Here is a 25,918-nt window from a genome sequence, read left to right as displayed (position 1 = left end):
GCGATCATGAACATGACCTTCCTGCAAGAGTTGTTTCAATCCATCACCCAGCGCGATGCGCTGTTGCGGCGCCGACAGGGCGATGGAGAGCCTCCGGATCACCGGCGCCTCATCGAGGCGTGCCACACCCTGCTGGCCAGTGACGGCGAGGCGTCCAGTATTGCCCTGGCGAGTCGAACGCTCGGCATGTATCAACGGCTTGGCACTGACGAACGCGAACGCTTCTTCGAGCGACTGGCCGACGACTTTGCCGCCGACCCTGACGCGATCGACGCGGCCTACACTCGTTATGCCGAGCGGCGAGACAACGACAGTCTGGGGGCGTTGTTCAGGGCATGCGAGCCGCGACGCCAGGAACTGATCCGGCGTCTCAATCTGACCAGCGGTGGCACCACGGAACTGGTGCACATGCGTGAAGACCTGCTGGCCTTATTGCGCGACCGACCGGAGCTGACACCTATCGACGCTGATTTCGCTCATCTCTTCGGCTCCTGGTTCAATCGCGGTTTCCTGGTACTCAAGCGTATCGACTGGAATACACCGGCCTCGATTCTGGAAAAGATCATCCACTACGAAGCCGTGCATGAGATTCGCGACTGGAACGATCTGCGCCGTCGCCTCGATGCCCGGGACCGGCGCTGTTTCGCCTTTTTCCACCCGGCCATCGGCGATGACCCGTTGATCTTCGTGGAGGTGGCACTTCACAAGGGACTGCCCGACCGCATTCAACCGATTCTTACCGGCGACGACTCAGGCGTTCAGGATCCGGAATCCGCGGACAGCGCTGCCTTCTTCGGTATCAGCAACTGTCAGATGGGGCTGCGCGGCATTTCCTTCGGCAACTTCCTGATCAAACAGGTGGTGCAGGAACTCAAACAGGAACTGCCCCAACTCAAGCATTTCGTGACTCTTTCCCCCGTCCCGGGCTTCGCTCACTGGCTGGCCGAACAACGTGAGAACGAGACGCTATCCAAGGACGTGCTGGACACGCTCGCCGAACTCGATACGCCTGACTGGCATGCCGATGTCGAGCGCTGCGAACGACTCAAGTCCGTGATCAAACCCTTGGCAGCCCGTTATCTGGTCGACGAGAAGAACAGCCGTGGACTGCCGCTCAACCCAGTGGCGCGTTTTCATCTGGGCAATGGCGCGGAATTGCATCGCATCAACTGGCTTGGCGACGTCTCCACCAAAGGTCTCAAGCAAGCCGTCGGGTTGATGGTCAACTACCTCTATGTCCTCGACAATATCGAGCGCAACCACGAAAACTACATCGCCAACGCCACCGTGGCCCGTTCCAGCGAGGTCCGTGACCTGGCCCGTAAAGCCAGGAAGCTGGCCAAGGGAGAGACTGTCAAATGAACCATAACCTCTTCGCCATCTTCGAACGACGCATGCGAACGCGCGGTGATGCCGATTTCATCGGTACCCGCGATAGTCGTCGCTACGCTTACCAGGAAGCACTCGATGCCACCGAGCGTCTGGCCGGGGCCCTCACCAAACTCGGGGTCACTCCCGGTGATCGGGTCGCGGTGCAGGTCGACAAGAGCCCGGAGACGATCCTGCTCTATCTCGCCACACTACGGATCGGTGGCGTTTACCTGCCCTTGAACACCGGTTATACGAGCGACGAGGTTCACTACTTCCTGAGCGATGCCGAACCGGCACTCTTCGTTTGCCGACCTGCCGATCGCCCGGATGCCGAACGCGTGGCCACTGCCGCCGGTTGCCCACAAGTCGCCACACTGGGTACCAACGCCGACGGCAGCCTGATGGACATTGCCGAACAGACTGCGCCCCGCACCGATATCGTCATGCGGGAAGAGAACGACCTGGCGGCCATCCTCTATACATCGGGCACCACCGGTCGCTCCAAGGGCGCCATGCTCACCCATCGCAACCTGAGTTCCAATGCCGAGGCACTGGTCAAGTACTGGCGCTTCAGCGCCGATGACCGACTGATCCACGCACTGCCGATCTTCCACACCCACGGACTGTTCGTAGCGTGCAACGTCTCGCTGATGGTGGGGTCAAGCATGCGCTTCCTGCCACGATTCGATGCCGAGGCGATCCTGGATGAGCTACCACAGGGCACGGTGATGATGGGCGTCCCGACCTTCTATACCCGGTTGCTTCAGGACGAACGGCTGACACCCGAACTCACCGCCAACATGCGCCTGTTCATCTCCGGTTCGGCGCCATTGACCGCCGAAACCCATCGGGAATTCGAGCAGCGGACCGGGCATGCCATCCTCGAACGTTACGGCATGACCGAAACCAACATGAACACCTCCAATCCGTACGATGGGGAACGTCGTGCCGGCACGGTGGGTTTTCCCCTGCCCGGCGTGGAGATCCGTATCACCGATCGCGAAACCGGCGACGAGGTTCCCAAGGGGGACATCGGCATGCTTCAGGTACGCGGACCAAACGTCTTCATCGGGTACTGGCGCATGCCCGAGAAAACCCGCGAAGAACTGCTCGACGATGGCTTCTTCATCACCGGCGACCTGGCCATGGTCGATGAACGCGATTACGTCCACATCGTCGGCCGCGACAAGGACCTGGTCATCTCCGGGGGCTACAACGTCTACCCCAAGGAAGTCGAACAGGTGATCGACGAACTCGAAGGGGTCGTGGAATCCGCGGTGATCGGGGTGCCCCATCCGGATTTCGGCGAGGGGGTGACCGCTGTCGTGGTCCCCGACGCCGATGCCGATATCGACGAGGACAAGGTGCTGTCCTTTCTCGACGGCCGACTGGCGCGCTACAAGCAACCCAAGCGGATCTTCTTCGTCGACAGCCTGCCTCGCAACACCATGGGCAAGGTACAGAAGAACCAGCTTCGCCAGCAGTTCCGGGATAGTTATCGGTGAGCCATCAACGCCCCTTCGACACGCTCAGCACCACGATACCGGCCAGCACGACCGCACCGCCCATTAGCTGGATGGGGGTCAGAACCTGGCCGAGCACCAGGTAGCCCAGCAACAGGGCGGCCACCGGCTCGATATTCATGACCGGGGCATTACGCGGCATGTCGAGCCGTGGGACGCAGGTGAAGAGGACCGAAAAGCCGACACCGTAGAGCACCGCCAGCAGGATCAGGCCATACCAGCCCTCGATACGGCTCGGGGTTGCCAGACCACCCGGCAGTATTCCCGACATACCGGCGAGCACCATGCAAATGAAGACGGTAACCATCGTCAGCAGGGTGCGCACGGCACCGTCGAGGCCTTTCAGCTTGCGATCGGTGACCCATAGTGCACAGGAAAATGCCGAGGCCGCCCCCACACCGAAAAGGATTCCCGGCAGCCATTGCGGCCCCATCGCTTCCGGCCGGGACAACCAGGTGGGGATGTCGAGCACCAGCACTAGACCGATCAGGATACCGCCCATGATCAGGCTTGCCCGTAGTGATGGCCGTGCACCGCCCAGCGCCCAGGTCAACAGGGCCAACTGGATGGGGAAGGTATTCATCAACAGCAATGCCACGGCCACCGGCACCCGAGCAACGGCTGAATAGAGACACAAGCTCTGCAGGGTAATCAGAAAACCGACCAACAGCTGCCAGCGTCGTTGTCCCGACGGAACCGCCAGGGTTTCGCGCCGCCAGACCACGATCGCCGACAGCACGACGATCGCCACGCCCGAACGCGCCAGCACGGCCAATAGCAAGCCGGTGTCGGCATCGAAAGCGATGCGGGCGGCCACATGATTCGAGGCAAACAGGCAGGCCACGCTCATCAGGATGGCGATGGCCAGTTGGCGAGAGAAAACCGCCGGCGTGTCCGGGGCTGCGGACGATATGGATGACGAGCGTTGTGACGTCATGAAACTGACTCCGATTCAACGTGGGCGGACCTTCGCTCGCGAGTGGTCAGGACGACACCGGCGATCACGACAATACTGCCCACGATCTGCGCCGGCAGGATGCGATCGCCCAGCAACCACCAGGCGCCGAGCATGGTGAAGATCGGTAACAGATTGAGGAACACCGCTGCCTGGGTGGGACCCACGTCGCCGATGGCACGGGTATAGCACAGCAGCGCCACCACGGACGGGAAGATCCCCAGATAGAGCAATCCCAGCCAGTGGCCAGTATCCAGGGCCGGCGGCGTCCCGAGGGCCAGATTCTCCCACAAGGCAATGGGCGCGAGCGCGAGATTGGCGATGACCAGCATCACCAGCAGTCCCCCGAATCGTGGGAACGTCGACAAATGATCCTTGACCAGCAGCGAATAGCCAACCCACATCAGTACCGCTACTGCCATGATGCCATCGCCGATGTTGACCGATGCCAGGCCAGCGTCGGCTGAATCCGCCATGACGATCACCGCGATGGCTCCCGCCAGCGACATCGCCACACCCAGCCACTGGATGGGCCGATAGCGCTCACCCAGTAATAAAAAACTGAACAGAATCGTCACCACCGGAATCGTGCTCTCCAGGATGGCGACATTGGTGGCCGACGTGTATTGCAATGAGGTGTAGATCAAGGCATTGAAGAATGTCACGCCACTCAATGCCAGTCCCAACAGCACACCCCAGTGTTGACGAAATGCTTGGCGCGCTTTTACCGCCTGCCGCCAACCAAGCGGTATCATGAATAACAGGGCGATGAACACGCGACCGAAGGAAATGGTCAACGGTGGCAAATCGCTGAGGGCCTTGCCGACCAGGATGTTGCCCGAAAAAATGATCGCGGTCAGCAGCAGCAACATATAGGGAACGAAGGCGCGCATACCCCTCCACTGGTTAGCGGGATTTTTTGTATGGATGGCTAAAAACCGGCGTTTTTCCCTGGCTTTTGGCCCGGCCAACGCCATAGTCTAATGGGTTACATAACGAAATAGGGAGTGAATGCCATGCCCGGTCTATTACCCGACGTCGATCCGGATGGATTGCTCGAGTATTCGGTGGTCTATACCGACCGATCGCTCAATCACATGTCGCAATCGTTCCAGCAGGTGATGCGCGACATTTCCCATACCCTCAAGGCAGTCTACCATGCCGAAGCGGCAGTGATCGTACCCGGTAGCGGTACCTTTGGAATGGAAGCCGTGGCACGCCAGTTCGCTACCAACGCCTCGACCCTGGTGATCCGCAACGGCTGGTTCAGTTACCGCTGGACCCAGATCTTCGAGATGGGCGATATCCCGGCGTCTTCACGAGTCATGAAAGCCCGGAAGATCGCCGACGGTGCTCAATCCCCTTTTTCCCCCGCTCCCATCGAAGACGTGGTGGACGCCATCGAAACGGACAAACCGGATCTGGTCTTCGCTCCTCATGTAGAGACCGCCGCCGGCATGGTCCTGCCCGATGATTACCTTCGCCAGGTTGCCGAGGCGGTGCATCGCGTCGGCGGCATGTTCGTGCTCGACTGCATCGCCTCCGGAACGGCCTGGGTCGACATGCAGGCGACCGGCGTGGATGTGTTGATCAGCGCTCCCCAGAAAGGCTGGAGCGGTTCGCCCTGCTGCGGCATGGTGATGCTGTCACCGCGGGCACTGGAACGACTGGAGACCACCACCAGCACCAGTTTCGCCGCCGACCTGCGTAAATGGCACCAGATCATGCAGGCCTACGAGAATGGCGGGCACGCCTACCACGCCACCATGCCCACCGACGGGCTACGTCGCCTGCGCGACATCATGCGGGAAAACGAAGCCTATGGTTTCGACAAGGCATGCGATGACCAATGGCAGTTGGGGAGACGCGCCCGTGCAGTGCTGGAACGACACGGCTTTCCCAGTGTCGCCGCCGAAGGCTTCCAGGCACCCGGTGTCGTGGTCAGCTACAGCGACGACCCCGCGATCGCCGCGAAATTCATGCAAGCTGGATTGCAGGTCGCTGCCGGCGTTCCCCTGATGTGTGATGAAGGAGCAGACTTCCAGGTCTTCCGTATCGGTCTATTCGGTCTCGACAAGTTGCAGAATATCGACCGAACCGTCGACCACCTGGAAACCGCACTCTCGCAATTGCCACGCTAACCGCCCGACCGGCCTGTATCCAACTCGTGACGACCCCATGCGTCGTCACGAGACGGGCCACGCCGGGCCTGGATGTGACAACCTGCGACAAATCGTCCCTTCCCTTTACCGCCTCTGATCACGATAATGCCATCCCCGTGAGAAGAGGCTCGATCGGCGACTCCCATTTTCCGCCCCGAGCCTGACACCCGACTCCCTTGCGGTTTCCGCTCCGTAGCATCTCAGGATAGCTTATAGCGAGTGCCACGACAGGGAGAGTCCTGGAATTGCCGTTTTTAGCCTGCTAACAGGTGATATGGATGATGTCCTGCCTCCAAGCCCTGACGAGGTCGTAACATGAGAAGACCCCACCACTTGCGCGTGCTCGGCATCTTGCTGCTGCTGACGCTTACCCTGCTGCTGACGGGATGTAGTTCGGAGTTGCTGGATCCCATGGGCCAGATCGGTTCGGAACAGCGGACCCTGATTCTGACGTCATTTGCCCTGATGCAGATTGTCGTCATTCCCGTCATCGTGATGACACTGCTGTTCGCCTGGCGCTATCGCCGTAGTAACAAGGACGCGGCCTACCATCCGGAATGGGCGCACAATAACTGGATCGAAGGGATCGTCTGGTTCATTCCCTGCATCATTATCATCTTCCTGGCCGGGCTGACCTGGTATACGTCGCACAGCCTGGACCCACACAAACCGATCGCGGATGACCCATCAGAGCAGATGGAGATTCAAGCGGTATCGCTGGATTGGAAGTGGTTGTTCATCTATCCGGAGCAGGGCATCGCAACGGTCAACGAAGTGGCCTTCCCCACTGACGTACCGGTGCGCTTCCGGGTCAGTTCAGGTTCAGTGATGAACGCCTTTTTCATTCCGACCCTGGGTAGCCAGATCTACGCCATGGCCGGCATGGACAATGATGTTCACCTGATCGCCAATCACGAGGGGGTCTACGACGGTCGCTCCACCAACTACAGTGGCGCCGGCTTCTCAGGCATGACGTTCGATGCGATCGCCACATCACAGGAGGAGTTCGAAGCGTGGGTCGACGAGGTTCGTGAATCCGACCAGACGATCGACTTCCCCGACGGCTACAACGAGCTGGCACAACCGACCGAAGACCATCCGGTGGAGTATTACTCGGAGGTCTCACCCGGCATGTACGAAGACATCATCAGGAGCTTCCATACCGGCAGCGACGATGGCGATATGCACGCCGGTCACGGCGAGGCAGAGGACGACCACGGCGATATGCCCATGAGTGCGGAGGCAGCGGAGTAACACTATGTTCGGAAAACTCAGCATAGACGCGATCCCTTTCCACGACCCCATCATCATGGTGGTCGCGGTCGCGATGGCGATCGGAGGCATCGCGTTGATCGGTGCCATCACCTATTTCCGTAAGTGGAAGTGGCTGTGGACGGAATGGTTCACCTCCGTCGATCACAAGAAACTCGGCATCATGTACTTCATCGTCGCTCTGGTGATGCTGATCCGAGGGTTTGCCGACGCCATCATGATGCGGACCCAACTCGCCATGGCTTCGGCCGGCGCTGAGGGATATCTGCCACCCGATCATTATGACCAGATCTTCACCGCCCACGGCGTGATCATGATCTTCTTCGTCGCCATGCCCATGGTCATCGGCCTGATGAACCTGGTGGTGCCGCTGCAAATCGGAGCGCGCGACGTTGCCTACCCGTTCCTCAACAACTTGAGTTTCTGGCTGTTCGCGGCCGGTGCGATCCTGGTCAACATCTCGCTGGTGGTGGGTGAATTCGCCAAGACCGGCTGGTTGGCCTATGCGCCATTATCAGGGATCGAATACAGTCCCGGGGTCGGGGTCGATTACTGGATATGGGCATTACAGATATCGGGGATAGGGACGACGCTCACCGGTATCAACTTCTTCGTGACGATCCTGAAGATGCGTACCAAGGGCATGACAATGTTCCGCATGCCGATCTTCACCTGGACGTCGCTGTGCGCCAACGTATTGATCATCGCCTCTTTCCCGATTCTGACCGCGACCATCGCCCTGCTGACGCTGGATCGCTACTTCGGGATGCACTTCTTCACCAATGACTTTGGCGGCAACATGATGATGTACGTCAATCTCATCTGGGCCTGGGGCCATCCGGAGGTGTACATCCTGATCCTGCCGGCTTTCGGCGTCTTTTCCGAGGTCATCGCCACTTTCGCCAGGAAGCGTCTGTTCGGCTACGGCACGATGGTCTGGGCCACGGTGGCGATCACCATCCTGTCGTTCATTGTCTGGCTGCACCACTTCTTCACCATGGGGGCGGGCGCCAACGTCAATGCGTTCTTCGGCATCATGACGATGATCATCGCCATACCCACCGGGGTGAAAGTGTTCAACTGGCTGTTCACCATGTTCCGGGGACGTCTCGAGTTCACCTCGCCGGTACTGTGGACCCTGGGCTTCATCATCACCTTCACCCTCGGTGGCATGACCGGTGTGATGCTGGCCATTCCAGGGGCGAATTTCGTGCTGCACAACAGCCTGTTCGTGATCGCGCACTTCCACAACGTGATCATCGGCGGTGTGTTGTTCGGCATGCTGGCCGGCCTGACCTACTGGTTCCCCAAGGCGTTCGGCTTCACGCTGAACGAGAAATGGGGCAAGCGTTCTTTCTGGTGCTGGCTGATCGGCTTCTATCTGGCATTCATGCCGCTCTACGTGCTGAGCTTCTTCGGTGCCGTGCGTCGCATGCAGTCCTACGACACCGCTGAATGGCAGCCATGGATGCTGTTGGCCTGGGTCGGTGCCGTCATCATCCTGTTCGGTATCATTTGCACCGTGATCCAGTTCTACGTGAGCATTCGTGACCGCAAACAGAATCAGGATGTCAGCGGCGATCCCTGGGACGCTCGTACGCTGGAGTGGTCCACCTCGTCGCCGGCGCCGTTCTATAACTTCGCCCATCTGCCGAATGTCAGCGGCATCGATACCTTCTGGGCACAGAAGCAGGCCGGTGCCAAGACGGTAAGCGAAGGACCGTATCAGGATATCCACATGCCAAGAAATACCGTAGCAGGGCCCATCATCAGCCTGTTCGCCCTGATCCTCGGCTTCGCCCTGGTATGGCATATCTGGTGGCTGGCAGCGGTCGGTGCGATCGGCACCTTCGTCAGCTTCCTCGCGCGCGTGTTCAATGACGACATCGATTACTACGTACCCGCTTCCGAGGTCGAACGTATCGAGCGCGAACACAAAGAACGGCTGGAGATGCAGGCGTAACTATGACAACGGAAACCATGAGCAATCACGACGCCCATGCCGATGAGCATGAGCACCACGATGCCGGTGGCATAAAGATCTTCGGCTTCTGGGTCTACCTGATGAGCGACCTGGTGATCTTCGGATCCCTGTTCGCCACCTATGCCGTGCTCATGAAGGGCACGGCCGGCGGCCCCACTGGCGCCGATATCTTCGAACTCCCGCTGATTCTGATCAGCACCTTCCTGCTGCTGTTCAGTAGTTTCACCTATGGCATGGCCGTACTGGCCATGAATGCCAACCGTGTGACGCAACTGAAGGCTTGGCTGGGCATCACCTTCCTGCTGGGAGCCGGATTCATCGGGCTGGAACTCTATGAATTCCAGCACCTGATTCATCTCGGTTACGGGCCGGATCGCAGTGCCTTCCTGTCCTCGTTCTTCACATTGGTCGGCACTCACGGCCTGCACGTCTTCTTTGGCCTGGTCTGGCTTCTGGTGATGCTGGTGCAGCTACAGACCAAGGGGCTCAACGACATGACCCGCCCGCGCATCATGTGCCTGAGCCTGTTCTGGCACTTCCTGGATATCGTCTGGATCTGCGTTTTCTCTTTCGTCTACCTGATGGGAGTCCTGTGAGATGAGCGAGTCGCACTCTGCACACGGCGAGCACAGTCACGGCAGCGTCAAGTCCTATGTCATCGGATTGATCCTGTCCCTCGTACTGACCATTATTCCGTTCGCCGTCGTCATGACCGGAGCCATGGCCACGACGCCCACGGTATTGATCATCGTGGCCACTGCCGTAGCGCAGGTTCTCGTCCAGCTGGTGATGTTCATGCACATGAACACCAAGGCGGATGAAGGCTGGAACTTCATGTCCTTCGTCTTCACCATCACCATCCTGCTGCTGGTCATTGGCGGCACATTATGGATCATGCACCACCTGCACCTGAACATGATGATTGGCTGATCAAGATTCGACGATAGTAGCGAGTTAGCGCGACGGCTAGGCAAAGCCGTCGCACTCCTGCCTATAATGTCAGTGAGGCCCGTTAGCTTACGCAGGGCACGAACTGGAATGTTCCAGTTTCAATTCTGACAGGTAGGAGGTTGTGGATGCTGACTCATGTTTGGGGGCTTCTTGCCCATCCCCACCGCGAGTGGAAACAGATCCAGCATGAGCGTGAAACGCTGACGCATCTCTATGCGCATCACGTTCTCGCCCTGAGTGCCGTTCCCGTCGTCTGTGCCTTCATTGGCACCACCCAGGTCGGGTGGGGCCTTGGCGGCGACCGTACCATCCTGCTACATCCGTTGGACGCGTTCTACGCGGGCTGTGTCTTTTATCTCACGATACTTGCCGCCGTCTATCTGATGGGCAGCGTCATCCATTGGCTGGGCCAACGCTACTCGGCCCACCCGAGCCGACGCGCCTGCGTCATCTTTGCCGGCTATATCGCCACGCCCATGTTCCTGAGCGGTATCGTCGCGCTCTATCCGATTATCTGGCTATGCCTGCTGGCCGGGATCATCGGGCTGTGTTACACGGCGTACCTGCTTTATATCGGGATCCCTGCCTTCCTCGGCATTAGTAGTGAGGAAGGGTTCATCGTCTCCAGTTCGACACTGGCCATTGGCGTGCTGGTACTCGAGGCGATGCTGGCGGCCACCGTGCTGTTGTGGGGCTACGGCGAACGCATCATACTCTCGATATTGTGACATGATTCCCCGCGGTCATACCCCCACGATGCGGGGGGTATGACCGGGCAGGCCTTCACGCAATGCGTCGTCCGCATCGCCGTCAGTGACGATGACATCGAACTCATCCAGCCGAGCGAAATAGGCAGGCCGGACAACACCCAGCTTGCTGTCGTCGCAGACCAGGATGCGTTGCATGGCGGACGCAATGGCCGCTTGTTTGGGCACCACCTCGTGAAAATGGAAACAGCTCACACCGCGCTCGACGTGCATACCGGCCGCGGAGATGAAGGCTTTATTGATCCCCAGCCGACGAATGGCCTGCGGCATGTCTTCGCTGCCGAACGACAGAGATGATGCATAAAACAACCCGCCGAGCAGCACCAGTCGCACGTTCGGTAAATGACCGACGGCATTGGCGACATTGAGTGCATATGTCACGACCGTGACCTCATACTCTACGGATGCCAATGACGATGCCAGCGGCATGAGTGTCGTCCCGCAGTCGACGAACAGCGTATCACCCGCCTCGATGAACGCTGCGGCTCCTTGGCATAGACGCTGTTTTGCCAAGGAGTGACTCCCCTTCTCTGCATCCAGATCATAGAGCGGTGCGTATTGCGGATTATCGGCCATCACCAACCGACCGCCCAGAAAGACCATGGCACCATCACTGGCAGCCACATCGCGACGAATGGTCATCTCCGAGACACCACACAGTCTTGCCGCCTCCGAAAGATGGATCGTGCCCCCCCGGTTGAGAATATCCTGCAGACGTGCCAGACGCTGTGCACTTCGGCCTTTCATTACCCCTTGCTCCTTGCTCCCGTCGTGTAGTTCCAGTCGAGTGGCTTATATCTTATCAATCAGAGAGTTACTCGAGCCATTCAACACCCTCTTGACCCATCCATGCTGCGACAGGCGTCAGCAGAAAACCAGCGAAAAGCGAATCGGCCTTAAAAAATGTTAGAAAAATAACACTAGATGTTATATTTTTCACTTGTTATGCGCTGCCGGGTTCCCGGTAACCACAACGACAACTCCGAGGTCCCCATGACACTACTCATGAGCTTGGTCGGGATGGCGACGCTCATCCTGATCGCCGTACTGTTCTCGTATAATCGCAAGGCAATACGACTTCGCACCGTGGGCGGCGCTTTTGCTATCCAGGCGGCAATCGGCGCCTTCGTACTCTATGCGCCTTTCGGTCAGGCCGCTCTTCAGACGATATCCGACGGTGTCAGCCAGGTCGTGCTTTATGCCAACGATGGTATCGAATTCCTGTTCGGTGGCCTGGTCGATGAAGAGGACATCGGCTTCGTCTTCGCCATCAATGTACTGCCGGTCATTATCTTCTTTTCGTCGCTGATCGCCGTACTCTATTACCTCAACATCATGCAGTGGGTCATCCGCATACTTGGAGGCGCACTGCAATGGGTGCTGGGTACCTCGCGTACCGAATCGATGTCCGCCACGGCGAATATCTTCATCGGGCAGACCGAAGCACCACTGGTGGTTCGTCCCTTCATTGCTCGCATGACACCCTCGCAACTGTTCGCCGTGATGTGCGGCGGTCTGGCCTCGGTGGCCGGTTCAGTACTGGCCGGTTATGCCGCGCTGGGCATCCCCATGGAATACCTCATCGCCGCCTCGTTCATGGCAGCACCGGGAGGCTTGCTGTTCGCCAAGCTGCTCATGCCCGAAACCCAGCAACCGGAAGACAGCGTGTCAGCTGCGCAGGAAATCATCGAAGAAGAAGACCATCCAACGAATGTCATCGATGCCGCCGCTTCCGGGGCCACGTCAGGACTCAAGCTGGCGGGTAATATCGGCGCCATGTTGCTCGCTTTCATCGGCCTGATCGCGCTTATCAATGGCTTGTTGGGGGCGGTCGGCGGCTGGATCGGTATGGATTCACTGAGCCTGGAGATGATTCTGGGCTGGTTGTTCGCCCCGCTTGCCTTCCTGCTCGGTGTGCCTTGGGAAGAGGCCAACTTCGCGGGCTCGTTCATTGGCCAGAAACTGGTGGTCAACGAGTTCGTGGCCTATATCAATCTCGCGCCCTATGTGAATGGAGAAGAAATGGTCCCGGGAACCGGTGACGCCTTGAGCACGCATACCACGGCGATCCTGTCGTTTGCGCTGTGCGGTTTCGCCAACCTGTCTTCGATCGCCATTCTGCTGGGAGGCTTGGGGAGCATCGCGCCGAGTCGCCGACACGATATCGCACGCTATGGCATCAAGGCGGTACTGGCCGGTACCCTCTCCAATCTCATGTCGGCAACAATCGCCGGTTTCTTCATTGCGCTGGCCGCCATGGGTGGCTGAACGCATCATAATGACAGGTAACGATCGGGGCACCTCCAGGAAGCGCCCCGAAGGAACGCCACTTGCACTTGGTTGACACGATGACAACATTATCACAAGCCGCTCAGCGGGCTCTAACGCTGATGGACCTGACCAGTCTCAATGATGACGACACCGACCGCAGTATTCGCCAACTCTGTGCCCGTGTCTCCACGCCGGTAGGCCATCCCGCCGCCGTCTGCATCTATCCCGATTTCATCACCACTGCGCGTCACGCGCTGGCGGAACAGGGCCTGGCCGGGCGGGTGAAAGTGGCCACCGTGGTCAATTTTCCCGCCGGCAGTGACGACATCCAGCGTGCCGCCGGGGAAACCCGCGACGCCGTCGTGCGGGGTGCCGACGAAATCGATGTCGTCTTTCCTTACCGAGCGCTGATGGACGGCGATGAGTCGACCGGTCGAACCCTGGTCGAAGCCTGCAAGTCCGCCAGCGGCGAACGCTGCCTCAAGGTGATTCTCGAAACGGGCGAGCTCAACGATCCTGCCCTGATTCGCCGTGCCGCTGACATAGCCATCGATGGGGGAGCCGACTTTCTCAAGACCTCTACCGGCAAGGTCCCGGTCAATGCCACGCTGGAGGCGGCCGAGATACTGCTGACGGCCATTCGCGGCAAGACAGACCGGCATGTCGGCTTCAAGGCCGCCGGCGGTGTGCGCACCACGGAAGATGCCAAAGCCTACCTCGACCTGGCCGCCGGGCTAATGGGCGATGAGTGGATCACTCCCTCCTACTTTCGATTCGGCGCCTCCGGCCTCCTCGACAACCTGCTCGAGACGCTCGGGCTCGATCAGGTACACCCACAACCCGAAGGGAGCTACTGATGCTTCCTCAGGAGATCATTCGCCACAAGCGCGACGGGAAGACGTTGGACGACCACGCGATCCAAGCGTTCGTGAAGGGCATGACCGACGGCTCGATCGGGGATGCCCAGATCGGCGCTTTTGCCATGGCCGTATTTCTCAACGGCATGAGCGATGCCGAAAGCGTGGCACTGACGGAAGCGATCCGCGATAGTGGCAACATTCTGGAGTGGACCTCCCTGGACCTGCCCGGTCCGGTCGTCGACAAGCACTCCACTGGTGGTGTGGGTGACCTGGTATCGCTGATACTCGGCCCATGGGTCGCGGCCTGCGGCAGTCATGTACCAATGATTTCGGGACGTGGTCTCGGCCATACCGGCGGTACCCTCGACAAGCTCGAGGCCATCCCCGGCTATGATGTCCGCCCCGATCACGACACCTTCCGTCGGCTCGTCAAGGAGGTCGGCGTCGCCATTATCGGTCAGACCGGCGATCTTGCACCGGCAGACAAGCGTCTCTACGGGATTCGTGACGTCACCGCCACGGTGGAATCCATGCCGCTCATCGTCTCATCGATCCTGGGCAAGAAACTTGCCTGCTCACTGGACGGGCTGGTCATGGACGTCAAGGTGGGTAATGGAGCATTCATGCCCACCGAAGATGCCTCCCGCCATCTGGCTCGCATGATCGCCAATGTCGCTACCCGCGCCGGTACCCCCACCACTTCCATGCTGACGGACATGAGTCAGCCGCTGGCACCGGCCGCCGGCAATGCGCTGGAAGTGCGCGAGGCACTGGCCGTCCTGACCGGCAAGACCGTGGATAGCCGCCTGCTGAGCGTCACCCGGTCACTGGCTGTCGAGATGCTGCGGACCGTCGGGATTGTTACCGACCCTGACGACGCCACCCGCCGACTCGACCGAGCTCTCGCCTCGGGTGCAGCAGCCGAGCGATTCGAGCGCATGGTGGCGGGGCTCGGCGGCCCGAATGATCTGCTCCACAATAGCGATCGCCATCTTCCCACCGCTCCCGTGATACGTACCGTTCATCTCGAACACCACGGTTATCTGGCATCGGTCGATACCCGAGCCCTGGGCATGGCAGTCGTCGAACTAGGCGGAGGCCGACGCCAGCCGGGCGAGTCGATCGACCATCGGGTCGGCCTATCCGAGTTGGCGGCGATCGGCGACTATGTCGACAGTGAACGTCCGCTGGCACGCATTCATGCCCGCGACGACGATAGCGCCGACCAGGCGATCCGACAGGTGCGCACCGCGATTCGATTGAACGACACGCCTGTCAGCGCACCCACCTTGATCCACGACGTTCACCCTGCGGAGGTATCATGACGCGAGCCATCGTTCTTGTGCTGGATTCCTTCGGCATCGGGGCCGGTCCGGATGCCGACCGTTTCGGCGACCAAGGGGCCGACACCCTGGGCCATATCGCCAGTGCCTGTGCACATGGGCAAGTCGACCAGGAACGGCAAGGCCCGTTGTCGCTACCCAATCTGGCCAGGCTGGGTCTCTTCCACGCCCATCATGACAGTACCGGCCACTGGGCAGAGGGCGTTACGCCACCGGTTGCGACCATCGGCGCCTATGGCCATGCCAGCGAGATATCCTCCGGCAAGGACACGCCGTCCGGCCACTGGGAACTCGCCGGCGTGCCGGTACGTTTCGAGTGGGGCTACTTCGAGTCGAAGGAGAATAGTTTTCCGGCCGATCTGCTCGATGCGCTGGTACGCGACGCCGAACTCCCCGGCGTACTGGGCAACTGTCATGCCTCAGGCACCGACATCATCGCGCGATTGGGCGAGGACCACCTGACCAGCGGCAAACCGATCGTCTATACCTCAGCCGATTCGGTATTCCAGATCGCCGCCCATGAGAACGCGTTCGGGCTGGAGCGTCTCTACCGGGTCTGTGAAGTCGCCCGGCGACTGCTGGAACCCTACAATATCGGGCGCGTCATCGCCCGCCCCTTCGTCGGCGACGATGCCGACAGCTTTGCTCGCACCGGCAACCGGCGTGATTATTCCGTCGAACCGCCTACGCCGACCGTCCTGCAGAAGCTCGCCAACGCAGGAGGCAATGTCGTGTCGGTCGGCAAGATCGCCGACATCTATGCGCATTGCGGCATCACGCATGCCGTCAAGGCCAGCGGGCACGAGGCCCTGTTTGACGCCACCCTCGCCGAAGTCGATGCAGCCCATGACAACACCCTGATCATGACCAACTTCGTCGACTTCGACATGGTCTATGGCCATCGTCGTGATGTGGCCGGCTACGCCGCTGCACTGGAAGCCTTCGACACGCGGCTCCCGGAGTTGCTGGACCGGCTCGGCAGTGACGACCTGCTGATCATCACCGCCGATCATGGCTGCGACCCGACCTGGTCGGGTACCGACCACACCCGTGAACAGGTGCCTGTTCTGACACTTGGTGGCGGGCTGCTTCCGGGGGCACTGGGCGCTCGCGCCACCTTTGCCGATGTCGGCCAGACTCTGGCCAGTTACTTCGGACTGCCGCCCATGGCGGATGGCGACAGTTTCCTGGCCCACCCGTCGCAACCGGCTTGATCAGACAGGAGAGTATCGATGCCTACCCCGCACATCCAGGCCGAACGTGGTGATTTCGCCGATACCGTATTGCTGCCTGGTGATCCGCTGCGCGCCCAATACATCGCCGAGACCTTCCTGACCGATGTCCGGCGCGTCAACGCGGTCCGCAATATGTATGGCTATACCGGCCGTTATCGCGGACGCGCCATCTCGGTCATGGGTAGCGGCATGGGCATTCCATCGATCTCGATCTACGCCAAGGAGTTGATCACCGATTATGACGTCAAGCGTCTGGTACGGGTCGGCTCCTGCGGCGCCGTACGCGATGACGCCCAACTGCGCGATATCGTCATCGGCATGGGCGCCTGCACCGACTCGAAGGTCAACCGCATCCGCTTCATGGATCATGACCTGGCTGCCATCGCCGACTTCACGCTGGTACGCCGCACGGTCGAAGCGGCGGAACACAAAGGCCTTCCCGTGGCCGTCGGCAATCTCTTCTCCACCGATCTCTTCTATTCACCTCAGGAGGAGCTCGCCGACATGATGAAACGCTATGGCATCGTCGGCGTGGAGATGGAAGCCGCCGGCTTTTATGGTGTCGCCGCCGAGTTCGGCGCCCGTGCGCTAACGGTATGCACTGTCTCGGATCACATTCTGAGGGGAGAATCACTGAGTTCGGAGGAACGTCAGAGCTCGTTCGACGACATGATGGAAATCGCCCTGGAGGGCGTATTGCGTGATGACAACCCGGCAGGAGTCTGACGATGTCTCAACTGAACGGTGAACAAACAAGGCGATTGATCGCCACACGCGACAGGGCTTATGTGCCCTACTCACATCACCCGGTCGGCGCCCTGATCGAAGCCGATGATGGCAGCCTGTATCTCGGCTGCAACGTCGAGGTCGCGCATTACAAGGGGTTATGCGCCGAAGCGTCCGCGATCGCCGCCATGATCACCGCCGGCCATCGGACGATACGAGCTGCCTATGTCCTCGGTCCGGGAGATCATCTATGTACTCCTTGCGGCGACTGCCGACAGCGCCTGCGCGAATTCGCCACCCCGGAAACCCGCATCCATGTGCTGAATGCCAACGGCGTGGCCTTGAAGCACTATCGCATGGAAGACCTGCTACCGGACTCCTTCGGGCCGGAGAACCTGAATGACTGCACTTAACCGAACCGCCGACGTAGATAGGCGATAATGTCATCCGACTCGTAGAGCCACTCCTCACGGCCATCGTCATGCGTAATATGCAGGCAGGGCACCTGGATACGACCGCCTCCGGCTTTCAGTGCCTGGCGATGCTCGGGATCCAATCGGGCATCCCGCACCTCGATCGGCAGATCCAGTCGGGTCATCTCCCGACGTACCTTGATGCAGAAGGGACAACTCATGAACTGGTAAAGAATCAGCTGGCGGCAAGCGCGTTCGACTTCCGCCTGAGAGGCATCATCGCGCTGCACCTCGCGCGAGGTGCCCAGTGTATCGGCGACCCAGATGACCGGCGCCAATATCTTGCCGACAATGCGTTGCGATCTCGAACTCATACCTGCCTCACTCAACCCTAGATTACCTGTTACAGCATAACGTTTATGGCATGTCGTTGTCGGCGGGCACCGCACCTATCAATATTTTACAATATCCGCCGATACCACCACCGGACTGGTGGGGCTTGCCAAGCATGGGGCGCCGAGGCGACCATAAAAGAAAGAACATGGCTCGACCGTCCACGACAAGAACATGAACGCCCTGGGAGTCACAAGGCATGCCCCTTGCCCGCTTTTCATCGTTTGAACTGCTGCTACTCAAGAGCCGGCACCAGACCGATACGGCCAGTTTGCTGTTGATGGCCTGGGTGCTGGCCAGCAGAGGACACATCACTGCTCCCGACCGGCAGCGTTTTGCCGAGCTGGCCCACGATTTTCGACACGGCCACGACCTGGACCCGTTGATCGAGATTGCGGCATCCCATGACCTGGCCGCCATCCAACTGGCCGCCGAAGTATTGCACAAGGATGCCAGTGGCGAACGTGCCTATCCATTCCTGCGTCAGGTAACGGCGCTGGCAGCCAGTGATGGCCCATTGACGGCAGCCAACTACCACATCCTTTGTTTTCTGGCGGATCTGCTGGGTGTCCCGCCCAACGAGTTCTCGGGCCTGTTCGAAGCGACGACCGGTCAGCCATTCAAAGCCCCCGACGATCCCAGTTGCACCGCCTACTGGCAGGCCAAGGAGCGGCAACAGGAACAACATCACCAGCGCGAGTCCGAAAACCGACGCGACAGCTCGTCCCGCCAGCAACATCAACACGATCACCACAGGCAAGATCAGCGCTCTCAGCAACAGCAACGTCACCATCATCAGCGGCAGCATGAGAAGCGATCCAATACTCATCAAAGCCCGCCACCCAATGATCGCACCCGCCGCGCACTCGCCGTGCTCGGACTGGAACCGGGCGCGAGTCGCAGCGAAATCCGCAAGGCCTATCGCCGCCTGGCCCAGGTGCATCACCCCGACCGCGTCTTTGCCAGGGGGGATGCCATCACCGCGTCGGCCTCACAGCGCTTTCAGCGCATCAAGAAAGCCTACGATTATCTGATGGAAGCGAGTTGAGCCATGCGTGACCTTTATCAACGTCTGGGTATTGATCGTCAGGCCGGCACCGACGACATCCGTCAGGCCATCGATGCCTGCGATCACAATGCTCTCAAGACCGATGCAAGCACGGTGCTCGAAGTGCCGTCACGTCGTGAAGAGTATGACCGGCTACACGCCACCCTCACGGATATTGGCTGCTTGCGTGCCCGGTTGGGTCTGACGCACGGCCCCTACTGGCGGGACAGCGTTGCCAACGATTTTTCGCTGCCCCCCGATACCAGCCGCCCCCTCCATGAAGTCCTGCTTTCCCGGATCGGGGAAGCGGTCATGCTGCACAATCGCTGGCGACGTTATCGAGGGCCCTGGTTGATCGGGGGCATCTTTGTGCTGGGCTTTCTCATGGGCGCCGCCTTGTGTCACTGGTGGCTCTGAGTCGCCCCTTCTGCTGCGTTCGATCCCTGATCACTTACTGCGGCGCAGGATCCGGCGAACCGCCTCGCGGACTGGTATCGCCCTTGGGATCGGCAACGCCGGCCTCGCCCGGTTGGCGCCCCGCCGCGTCTTGCTCGTCGCTCTTCATGGTGTCATCGATATCCAGTGATTGCCCGGCTTGCCCTTCCATGTGCAGGCTCAGACGTGGCATGGCCATCTCCATGCCATCCGCCTCCAGTCGCTGCTTGATGCGAAGATTAAAGGCGCGCGCCACGTCCCATTGCATGACCGGTGCCGTGCGCATGCGCATACGCAGGATCGCTGCCCCATCCTCGAACCCTTCGATGCCCTGCATCTCCAGTGGCGACCAGATATGATGGCGCATCACCGGATCCTGACGCAGTTCCTCGGCCACTTCCCGCATCAGCGTGATGGCATCATCGATCTTCATGGCATGTGGAATACGCAACTTCATCAGGGCGATGCCGAACTGTCGCGACATGTTGTGGATCGAGGTGATCTGGCTGAAGGTGATGATATGCACGATGCCATCCAGATCACGCAGACGAACGGTACGCAACGTCAACCCCTCGACCGTGCCCATATGACCGCCCAGGTCGACGAAGTCGTCGATCGCCAGGGAATCCTCGATCAATATGAACATCCCGGTGATGAGATCCTGCACCAGCGTCTGTGCCCCGAAACCGATCGCTAGCCCGATCACCCCGGCACCGGCCAGCAACGGCGTGACATTGACGCCCAGATTGGCCAGGCCGACGATGACGGCGATCACCACGATGGTGGCGAAAATCACATTGCGGATCAGTGGCGTGATGGTTTGTGCCCGGGCACTGTTGACACGCCGGCCACGGGTCTTGGCCGATGAGGTCAGTGCTCGCTGGATCGCTGTATCGGCGAATATCCATACCAACCAGGCCAGTAACACGGTAAATCCGATCGCCAACAGAGCCTGCCCGATTCGAGCAGTGGCCGCGTCGTTACCGACGCCGAGTAATGAGGCCCCCCAGACACGCAGTGAGAGCTCGGCGAACACCACCCAGCAGAGCATATGGGCCAGAGTATAACCAAAACGCTCCAGACGTTTGCGGTATTGCGAAATTCGTTTGCGGCGGGTGATCAATTCGCTATGTCGGCGCAGCAAGCCGGTCACGACCAGGGTCAAGACCAGCAAAGCGGAGCAGATGATGGCGCGTGTCAACGCATCGCCGACATTTCCCACCGAGACGAAGATGGCAATCAGCGAGGCGACCACCATCAACATCGCAGGAATATGCCATAAACCGCCCAGCACCCGGACCACATCATAGCTGGTACTGTGCTGCTTGCGTTGTGAATAGGGGCGATTACGAATCAAGTGCTTGATATGGCGCTTGAAACGCAGGATGAAACCACCGCTCAGGATGGCAGCCAGAATATTGGCCAGTACCGAAACCAGATTAGCCAAGTGATCACCGAGCATCTCGATGAGGTGACTGGAGTCCATGGCATCGCCCAATGCCACCAACGCACCGATCGCGAACAGACGTCGCATTGCCTTTTGGCGCAACAGCGTAACGGCAACGTAGCGGTGTCCACGCGTAAAGACCGAGAAGACGATTTCGCAGACCAACGAAAGCAATCGGCCACAAAGGGCGACGTAGGCGATTACCAGCGCCAGCGTACGTCCCGGACTGGAAGGAATGAACTGGGCCAGTGCCAGCATCAATGCGAATGACAGCAACCAGGGCGCCAAGCGACGCAGAAAATGGACGACCAGCCACCAGGCACGTGGCTCACGGGGCAGTGTCAACGGCCAGTTCCGCCGTTTTGCCAACAGACGGCTCGCGGCGATCAATAGCAACAGCAAGCCGACCCATACCCCCAGCATGACCGCGGCTTCCGCAGCCAAACGCAGCATTTCAGCGGTACCGGTTTCCGTGGCGATCGCCTCGACTTCCAACCCAGCCTGCCTCAGCTGCCGTTGCCAGACATCGAAAGGCGACCGGCCTGACTCGGCCTGCTGCCCCATGTCGTTGAACGTCTCCGCCAACGCTCCGAGCAGACCTTCCCTCGGCGCCTCACTGTCCTCGCCCTCGGCAGCGCCGGCGGTTTCGCGCAGTTGCTTGAGGTTCGACACGAGTTCCTCACGCTGCTGGTCATTCTCCAGCGTGGTGATCACCTCATCCAGGGATTGCAGGAACTCCTGGGGGTCGCGCTGCTCCTCCTGCGACTCATCATTGCCGCTCGCGAATCCCGGCAACGTCAACGACTGAGCACTGGCAACCGTCGGTATCGCTAACAACAGAACCAAGAGCATCACCGACAAGCAGTGAACGATACCGACGGGTGACAAAGAAGGGTGACGGGGCATGATTCCTCCATGACGTACGCAATAGGGCGCGATAGGGAGAGTCTGCACGGCTTGCCATCCGCGGTACAGTAGGAAGCTTTGTCGAATCATCTCAGAACGTAAGGATACGCAACGTCATGCTGCCGGATTACTCGCTTTTTGCCTGGGGACTGATCGTTTTTGCGACTTACATCACCGGAATTTCCAAAGGAGGCTTCGCGGGTGGCTTCGGTGGTCTTTCAGTCCCGTTGATGGCGATCGCCATCGGCCCCGTCGAGGCTGCCGGGCTGTTGCTGCCATTGTTGATCGCCATGGATGCATTCAGCATACGCGCCTGGTGGGGCAAGCACTCACGCGTCGAAGTTCGCCACCTGATCCCCGGTGCCATCGTCGGGATCGTGATCGGCACGCTGCTGAGCGGGGTACTCAACGACGATGCCATCCGATTGATCCTCGGCGTTCTCTCGATCCTGTTTGCTGCCTATATGCTCTTCCAGCCTTCCAACCCCCGGCAACCTCATCCGGTCTGGGCCTGGCCGGCCGGTATCGGCTGCGGTTTCACCAGCTTTCTGGCCCATGCCGGTGCACCGCCGATCAATCTTTACCTGATACCTCGCGGTCTCGACAAGGCCACCTTCATCGCCACCTGTGTCGTGACGTTCACGGCGGTGAACCTGCTCAAGCTCGGACCCTATCTATGGCTGGGAGAAATCAATATTGCCAGCGCCTGGGCATCGGCACTACTGGTTCCCGTGGCATGGGCGGGGGTCCGCAGCGGTTTGTGGTTGCAGCACCGTGTCAGCGAACGGCTGTTCTTTCGTCTGATCATCGTTTCCATGGCGGTCATCGGCGTCCAGTTGATCACACAGGCACTGCGCAGCTGACGTACCGCGCGGCCTGTATGGTAGGCTCATGACACGTTCAACGGGGATGTCGCCATGATTCCACAGTCACCACCTCAACCCTACACGCGCCAAGGCAGCCCCCGTCGTGTAGGAGTGGAGATCGAATTCGCCGGCATGCTGCCTCAGGACGCCGCGCAACTCGTCAATACGCTTTTCGGCGGCGAGATCGAAACACTCAGTCCACACCGTCTGCGTGTCGTCGATACCCGCTGGGGTGATTTCGCCATCGAGCTCGACGCCCAATACGCCCATCCCGACAGTAAAATCATCGGCAACTTACCCCAGGACAAGGATGAATCCGGGCGTAACCCCATGCGCGTCGAGTTACACAATCGGACGCGTGAATGGATCGGCGATGTCGTCGCCGGTCTGGTGCCCACCGAGATCGTCTGCCCTCCCGTACCGTGGAACGAACTCGGTGATCTCGATGCCCTCTTCAATGCCTTGAGGGACCAGGGCGCCAAAGGCACCGATGCCAGCCTGCTTTACGGGTTCGGTCTGCATCTCAATCCGGAAGTGCCTTCGACCGAGGTCAGCAGTCTGCTCGCCCATTTGCGGGCCTACCTGTTACTGGCCGAGTGGCTACGCGACCAGATCGACATCGATATCACGCGGGAGGTGCTCCCTCACGCCAATCCGTTCCCCAAGGCCTACGGTATCAAGGTACTCGACCCGGCTTACGACCCGAGCCTGGAAGTGTTGATCGACGACTATCTCGAGTACAACAATTCACGCAATCGGGAACTCGATCTACTGCCTCTATTCGCCCATTTGTGTCCGGATCACCACCACAGTGGCCTGCAGGATGAATTGATCAAACCGCGGCCGACGTTCCACTACCGCCTGCCCAATGCCCAGCTGTCCTCATCCGATTGGGGTGCCGTCATCGAGTGGAACCGTTGGCTGGAAGTGGAGCGACTCGCTGCGGATAGCGCATGTCTCGAAGCCCGTTCGCGCGAGTATCTCGACTACCATACGCAATCGCCCATGTCGCGCTGGTTGGACAAACTGCGAGGCTGGATGAAGGAATGACGCGTCCACGGATCGGCATCACGACATCGGATCGAAAGAGCCGCATTGCCTGGTGGTTCGACTGGTTCGCGGTACGTCGACATGGAGGCATTCCCGTACGACTCTCCCCCTCGCGGGAACGTCCAGACCATCTCGACGGCCTCATCATTGGCGGCGGGGATGATATCGAGGCCCACCTCTATGGTGGTGAAATGCAGCTCGACGTACGCGTCGACCCTGAGCGGGACCGTCTCGAACTCGAGCTGCTCGAACGTTTCATTCCGCAAAACTGCCCGGTTCTGGGGATCTGCCGTGGAGCGCAATTGATCAATGTCTATCTTGGCGGCACCCTGGATACCGACATCTACACGACCCATAAGAGCCTCAAACGGCGACGCACGGTGCTACCGCGCAAAACTGTCGATATCGTCCGTGGCAGTCATTTGCATCGCATCCTGCGTGTCAGTTGGTGCCGTATCAACAGCCTGCATCACCAGGCCGTGCAACGTACCGGGGACGGTATCGACATCGTGGCCCGCGACCGTAACGGCCTCGTGCAGGGTATCGAGTCACGCGAGCACCATTTCTTGATCGGTGTGCAGTGGCATCCTGAGTGGCTGATCTTCAACCGCCCACAGCAGCGCCTGATTCGGGCATTGATCCGCGCCGCCTCGCGTTGATCCGCGGGCGCCATGCGACCGTTGTCGTCTCTGAATCACCTGCGATGCCGACCCGGACCGGGCCGGCATCACGGAACCATCGGAAGGATGACAGCCAGGATCAGCTGTCGAGCTTGGCCGTCAGTGTGATTTCCGCCTTCAACAGCTTGGAAATCGGGCAGCCGGCCTTGGCTTTGTTGGCAGCATCCTGAAAATCGCTCTCACTCGCTCCAGGGACACGTGCCGCAGTATCCAGATGGATGTGTGTCACACTGAATCCGTCATCATCCGGCTCCAGAGTGACCGTCGCTTCGGTCTTGATGCTGTCGGCCTCGAACCCGGCCTCGCCCAGAATCATTGATAACGCCATCGAATAACAGCTGGCATGCGCCGCACCGACCAGCTCTTCCGGATTCGTGCCCGGCTCACCCTCGAAGCGATGCTTGAAACCGTAAGGATTGTCCTTGAGTGCACCACTTTGGGTCGATACCGTGCCTTTGCCTTCCTTGAGACTGCCTTGCCATTCGGCGGAACCTGTCTTCTTGATACTCATACAACCTCCTGGTTGATCACGCTGAGTGAGTTTCCTTGGTGAAGCGACTCGGCCAAGTGACTGGCGCCGATCACCTCAGTGTAGATGGAGTCTAGCCACGGCTGCCATCACCTGAGCGCAGCCATGGCGGCATCGTAATCCGGCTCTTCCTTTATTTCCGGCACGAGCTGGCTATGGATCACCCGGTCATCCTCATCGAGGACTATCACGGCACGCGCCGTCAACCCCGACATGGGTCCGCTCGATAGAGCGACACCGTAATCTTCATGGAACTCGGGATGGCGGAATGTCGACAGGGTAATAACGTTCTCCAAGCCTTCCGCCCCACAGAACCGTTTGGCAGCAAACGGCAGATCGGCGGAGACAACGAGAACCACCGTGTTATCCATCTGCGAGGCCAGTTCGTTGAACTTGCGAGTCGATGTCGCGCACGTCGGCGTATCGACACTGGGGAGGATATTGAGCACCTTGCGTTTGCCTGCAAAGCTCTCCAGCGTCACATCCTGCATTTCCTGCGTCGTCAGCGTCAGTGCCGGCGCCGGCCTACCCGGCTGAGGAAAAGTACCGACCACCTCGACGGGGATACCGGCACGCGTCACCTGTGTCATGGGATCTCCTAGATACGAACCATGAAAAACACCTTCTTACCCACCCCATTCATGCGGCAATCGTCGCCAATATTCAAGCCTGATCGTTGATGTCACGACCGCCTCTTGCCATGAAGCGGTCTGCTAATCCAACATGATGAT

At 59.6% G+C, this 25,918-nt stretch carries 26 protein-coding genes; 19 read left to right on the top strand and 7 right to left on the bottom strand.

All coding sequences use genetic code 11. The features are described 5' to 3' along the window. The first annotated feature begins 6 nt into the window (after positions 1 to 6). Together BLW01_RS13810 and BLW01_RS13805 are read left to right on the top strand one after the other, a co-directional pair. Positions 7 to 1,362: a malonyl-CoA decarboxylase gene (locus BLW01_RS13810; RefSeq protein ID WP_092570721.1), complete on the top strand. Its 1,356-nt coding sequence runs from the start codon at positions 7 to 9 to the stop codon at positions 1,360 to 1,362. Further along, on the top strand, positions 1,359 to 2,876 hold the full coding sequence (locus BLW01_RS13805) for a malonate--CoA ligase (protein ID WP_092570719.1): 1,518 nt from the start codon (positions 1,359 to 1,361) through the stop codon (positions 2,874 to 2,876). Before BLW01_RS13810 ends, BLW01_RS13805 begins: the two co-directional genes overlap by 4 nt. Positions 2,877 to 2,880: 4 nt before the next feature. On the opposite strand, the gene BLW01_RS13800 is transcribed toward BLW01_RS13805, so the two are convergent. Together BLW01_RS13800 and BLW01_RS13795 are read right to left on the bottom strand one after the other, a co-directional pair. Continuing rightward, positions 2,881 to 3,831, bottom strand: a complete 951-nt coding sequence (locus BLW01_RS13800; protein WP_175529848.1) for a DMT family transporter — start codon at positions 3,829 to 3,831, stop codon at positions 2,881 to 2,883. Continuing rightward, positions 3,828 to 4,742, bottom strand: a complete 915-nt coding sequence (locus BLW01_RS13795; protein ID WP_175529847.1) for a DMT family transporter — start codon at positions 4,740 to 4,742, stop codon at positions 3,828 to 3,830. The genes BLW01_RS13800 and BLW01_RS13795 overlap by 4 nt, the downstream gene beginning before the upstream one ends. Before the next feature lie 123 nt (positions 4,743 to 4,865). Between BLW01_RS13795 and BLW01_RS13790 the strand changes: the two genes are divergently transcribed. The 6 genes from BLW01_RS13790 to BLW01_RS13765 all read left to right on the top strand — a co-directional run bounded on the left by BLW01_RS13790 (position 4,866) and on the right by BLW01_RS13765 (position 10,946). Then, positions 4,866 to 5,990 (top strand): aminotransferase class V-fold PLP-dependent enzyme, encoded by a 1,125-nt coding sequence (locus BLW01_RS13790; RefSeq protein WP_092570715.1) that lies wholly within the window; start codon positions 4,866 to 4,868, stop codon positions 5,988 to 5,990. A 336-nt stretch (positions 5,991 to 6,326) separates the two neighbouring features. After that, positions 6,327 to 7,265 (top strand): ubiquinol oxidase subunit II, encoded by a 939-nt coding sequence (gene cyoA / locus BLW01_RS13785; RefSeq protein ID WP_092570713.1) that lies wholly within the window; start codon positions 6,327 to 6,329, stop codon positions 7,263 to 7,265. A 4-nt stretch (positions 7,266 to 7,269) separates the two neighbouring features. After that, the gene (gene cyoB / locus BLW01_RS13780; protein ID WP_092570711.1) at positions 7,270 to 9,246 is read left to right on the top strand and encodes a cytochrome o ubiquinol oxidase subunit I; all 1,977 of its coding nucleotides are present in this window, start codon (positions 7,270 to 7,272) and stop codon (positions 9,244 to 9,246) included. Positions 9,247 to 9,248: 2 nt separating this feature from the next. Next, positions 9,249 to 9,863 (top strand): cytochrome o ubiquinol oxidase subunit III, encoded by a 615-nt coding sequence (gene cyoC, locus BLW01_RS13775; protein WP_092570709.1) that lies wholly within the window; start codon positions 9,249 to 9,251, stop codon positions 9,861 to 9,863. A 1-nt stretch (position 9,864) separates the two neighbouring features. Further along, positions 9,865 to 10,197, top strand: coding sequence for a cytochrome o ubiquinol oxidase subunit IV (gene cyoD / locus BLW01_RS13770; protein ID WP_092570707.1), 333 nt, complete (start codon positions 9,865 to 9,867; stop codon positions 10,195 to 10,197). A 146-nt stretch (positions 10,198 to 10,343) separates the two neighbouring features. Then, a complete protein-coding gene (locus tag BLW01_RS13765) occupies positions 10,344 to 10,946 on the top strand; it encodes a Yip1 family protein (protein ID WP_092570705.1) in 603 nt (200 codons plus the stop codon). A gap of 15 nt (positions 10,947 to 10,961) precedes the next feature. Here BLW01_RS13765 and BLW01_RS13760 read toward each other — a convergent pair whose 3' ends face one another. Further along, complete coding sequence (locus BLW01_RS13760) at positions 10,962 to 11,732, bottom strand: DeoR/GlpR family DNA-binding transcription regulator (protein ID WP_092570703.1); 771 nt, start codon at positions 11,730 to 11,732, stop codon at positions 10,962 to 10,964. Positions 11,733 to 11,978: 246 nt separating this feature from the next. On the opposite strand from BLW01_RS13760, the gene BLW01_RS13755 reads away from it, so the two are divergent. From BLW01_RS13755 to cdd, 6 genes are all read left to right on the top strand, one after another. Next, positions 11,979 to 13,253, top strand: a complete 1,275-nt coding sequence (locus BLW01_RS13755; RefSeq protein WP_092570701.1) for a NupC/NupG family nucleoside CNT transporter — start codon at positions 11,979 to 11,981, stop codon at positions 13,251 to 13,253. An 80-nt stretch (positions 13,254 to 13,333) separates the two neighbouring features. Continuing rightward, on the top strand, positions 13,334 to 14,113 hold the full coding sequence (deoC, locus tag BLW01_RS13750) for a deoxyribose-phosphate aldolase (RefSeq protein ID WP_092570699.1): 780 nt from the start codon (positions 13,334 to 13,336) through the stop codon (positions 14,111 to 14,113). Then, positions 14,113 to 15,441: a thymidine phosphorylase gene (deoA, locus tag BLW01_RS13745; protein WP_092570697.1), complete on the top strand. Its 1,329-nt coding sequence runs from the start codon at positions 14,113 to 14,115 to the stop codon at positions 15,439 to 15,441. Before deoC ends, deoA begins: the two co-directional genes overlap by 1 nt. Continuing rightward, positions 15,438 to 16,673, top strand: a complete 1,236-nt coding sequence (locus BLW01_RS13740; RefSeq protein ID WP_092570695.1) for a phosphopentomutase — start codon at positions 15,438 to 15,440, stop codon at positions 16,671 to 16,673. Before deoA ends, BLW01_RS13740 begins: the two co-directional genes overlap by 4 nt. A gap of 18 nt (positions 16,674 to 16,691) precedes the next feature. Then, entirely contained in the window at positions 16,692 to 17,420 is a 729-nt protein-coding gene (gene deoD / locus BLW01_RS13735) for a purine-nucleoside phosphorylase (protein WP_092570693.1), read from the top strand. A gap of 2 nt (positions 17,421 to 17,422) precedes the next feature. Beyond that, the gene (cdd, locus tag BLW01_RS13730; protein WP_092570691.1) at positions 17,423 to 17,833 is read left to right on the top strand and encodes a cytidine deaminase; all 411 of its coding nucleotides are present in this window, start codon (positions 17,423 to 17,425) and stop codon (positions 17,831 to 17,833) included. On the opposite strand, the gene BLW01_RS13725 is transcribed toward cdd, so the two are convergent. Beyond that, the gene (locus BLW01_RS13725; protein ID WP_092570690.1) at positions 17,830 to 18,207 is read right to left on the bottom strand and encodes a glutaredoxin family protein; all 378 of its coding nucleotides are present in this window, start codon (positions 18,205 to 18,207) and stop codon (positions 17,830 to 17,832) included. The two genes, cdd and BLW01_RS13725, sit on opposite strands and share 4 nt — an antisense overlap. Before the next feature lie 218 nt (positions 18,208 to 18,425). Between BLW01_RS13725 and BLW01_RS13720 the strand changes: the two genes are divergently transcribed. Both BLW01_RS13720 and BLW01_RS13715 read left to right on the top strand, forming a co-directional pair. Then, positions 18,426 to 19,274 carry a J domain-containing protein gene (locus BLW01_RS13720; RefSeq protein WP_092570688.1) on the top strand — a complete coding sequence of 283 codons (849 nt, stop codon included), beginning with the start codon at positions 18,426 to 18,428 and terminating at the stop codon, positions 19,272 to 19,274. Positions 19,275 to 19,277: 3 nt separating this feature from the next. Continuing rightward, positions 19,278 to 19,691: a hypothetical protein gene (locus BLW01_RS13715; RefSeq protein WP_092570686.1), complete on the top strand. Its 414-nt coding sequence runs from the start codon at positions 19,278 to 19,280 to the stop codon at positions 19,689 to 19,691. A gap of 34 nt (positions 19,692 to 19,725) precedes the next feature. On the opposite strand, the gene BLW01_RS13710 is transcribed toward BLW01_RS13715, so the two are convergent. Continuing rightward, positions 19,726 to 22,062 (bottom strand): mechanosensitive ion channel domain-containing protein, encoded by a 2,337-nt coding sequence (locus BLW01_RS13710; RefSeq protein WP_092570685.1) that lies wholly within the window; start codon positions 22,060 to 22,062, stop codon positions 19,726 to 19,728. A gap of 116 nt (positions 22,063 to 22,178) precedes the next feature. Between BLW01_RS13710 and BLW01_RS13705 the strand changes: the two genes are divergently transcribed. The 3 genes from BLW01_RS13705 to BLW01_RS13695 are packed head-to-tail and all read left to right on the top strand — an operon-like array spanning position 22,179 to position 24,637. Then, positions 22,179 to 22,925 carry a sulfite exporter TauE/SafE family protein gene (locus BLW01_RS13705; protein ID WP_092570683.1) on the top strand — a complete coding sequence of 249 codons (747 nt, stop codon included), beginning with the start codon at positions 22,179 to 22,181 and terminating at the stop codon, positions 22,923 to 22,925. A gap of 54 nt (positions 22,926 to 22,979) precedes the next feature. After that, the gene (locus BLW01_RS13700) at positions 22,980 to 23,978 is read left to right on the top strand and encodes an amidoligase family protein (protein WP_092570680.1); all 999 of its coding nucleotides are present in this window, start codon (positions 22,980 to 22,982) and stop codon (positions 23,976 to 23,978) included. Then, the gene (locus tag BLW01_RS13695) at positions 23,975 to 24,637 is read left to right on the top strand and encodes a gamma-glutamyl-gamma-aminobutyrate hydrolase family protein (RefSeq protein ID WP_092570678.1); all 663 of its coding nucleotides are present in this window, start codon (positions 23,975 to 23,977) and stop codon (positions 24,635 to 24,637) included. The genes BLW01_RS13700 and BLW01_RS13695 overlap by 4 nt, the downstream gene beginning before the upstream one ends. Before the next feature lie 100 nt (positions 24,638 to 24,737). On the opposite strand, the gene BLW01_RS13690 is transcribed toward BLW01_RS13695, so the two are convergent. Continuing rightward, positions 24,738 to 25,169 carry an OsmC family protein gene (locus BLW01_RS13690; RefSeq protein WP_092570676.1) on the bottom strand — a complete coding sequence of 144 codons (432 nt, stop codon included), beginning with the start codon at positions 25,167 to 25,169 and terminating at the stop codon, positions 24,738 to 24,740. 107 nt (positions 25,170 to 25,276) lie between these two features. After that, entirely contained in the window at positions 25,277 to 25,777 is a 501-nt protein-coding gene (gene tpx, locus BLW01_RS13685) for a thiol peroxidase (RefSeq protein WP_092570674.1), read from the bottom strand. Between the last annotated feature and the right edge of the window lie 141 nt (positions 25,778 to 25,918).

Origin of the sequence: Aidingimonas halophila, assembly GCF_900106955.1 — a bacterium.
Taxonomy (GTDB): domain Bacteria; phylum Pseudomonadota; class Gammaproteobacteria; order Pseudomonadales; family Halomonadaceae; genus Aidingimonas; species Aidingimonas halophila.
Note: the sequence above shows the minus strand (reverse complement) of the source record. Positions and strands in the feature narration are given on the sequence as shown.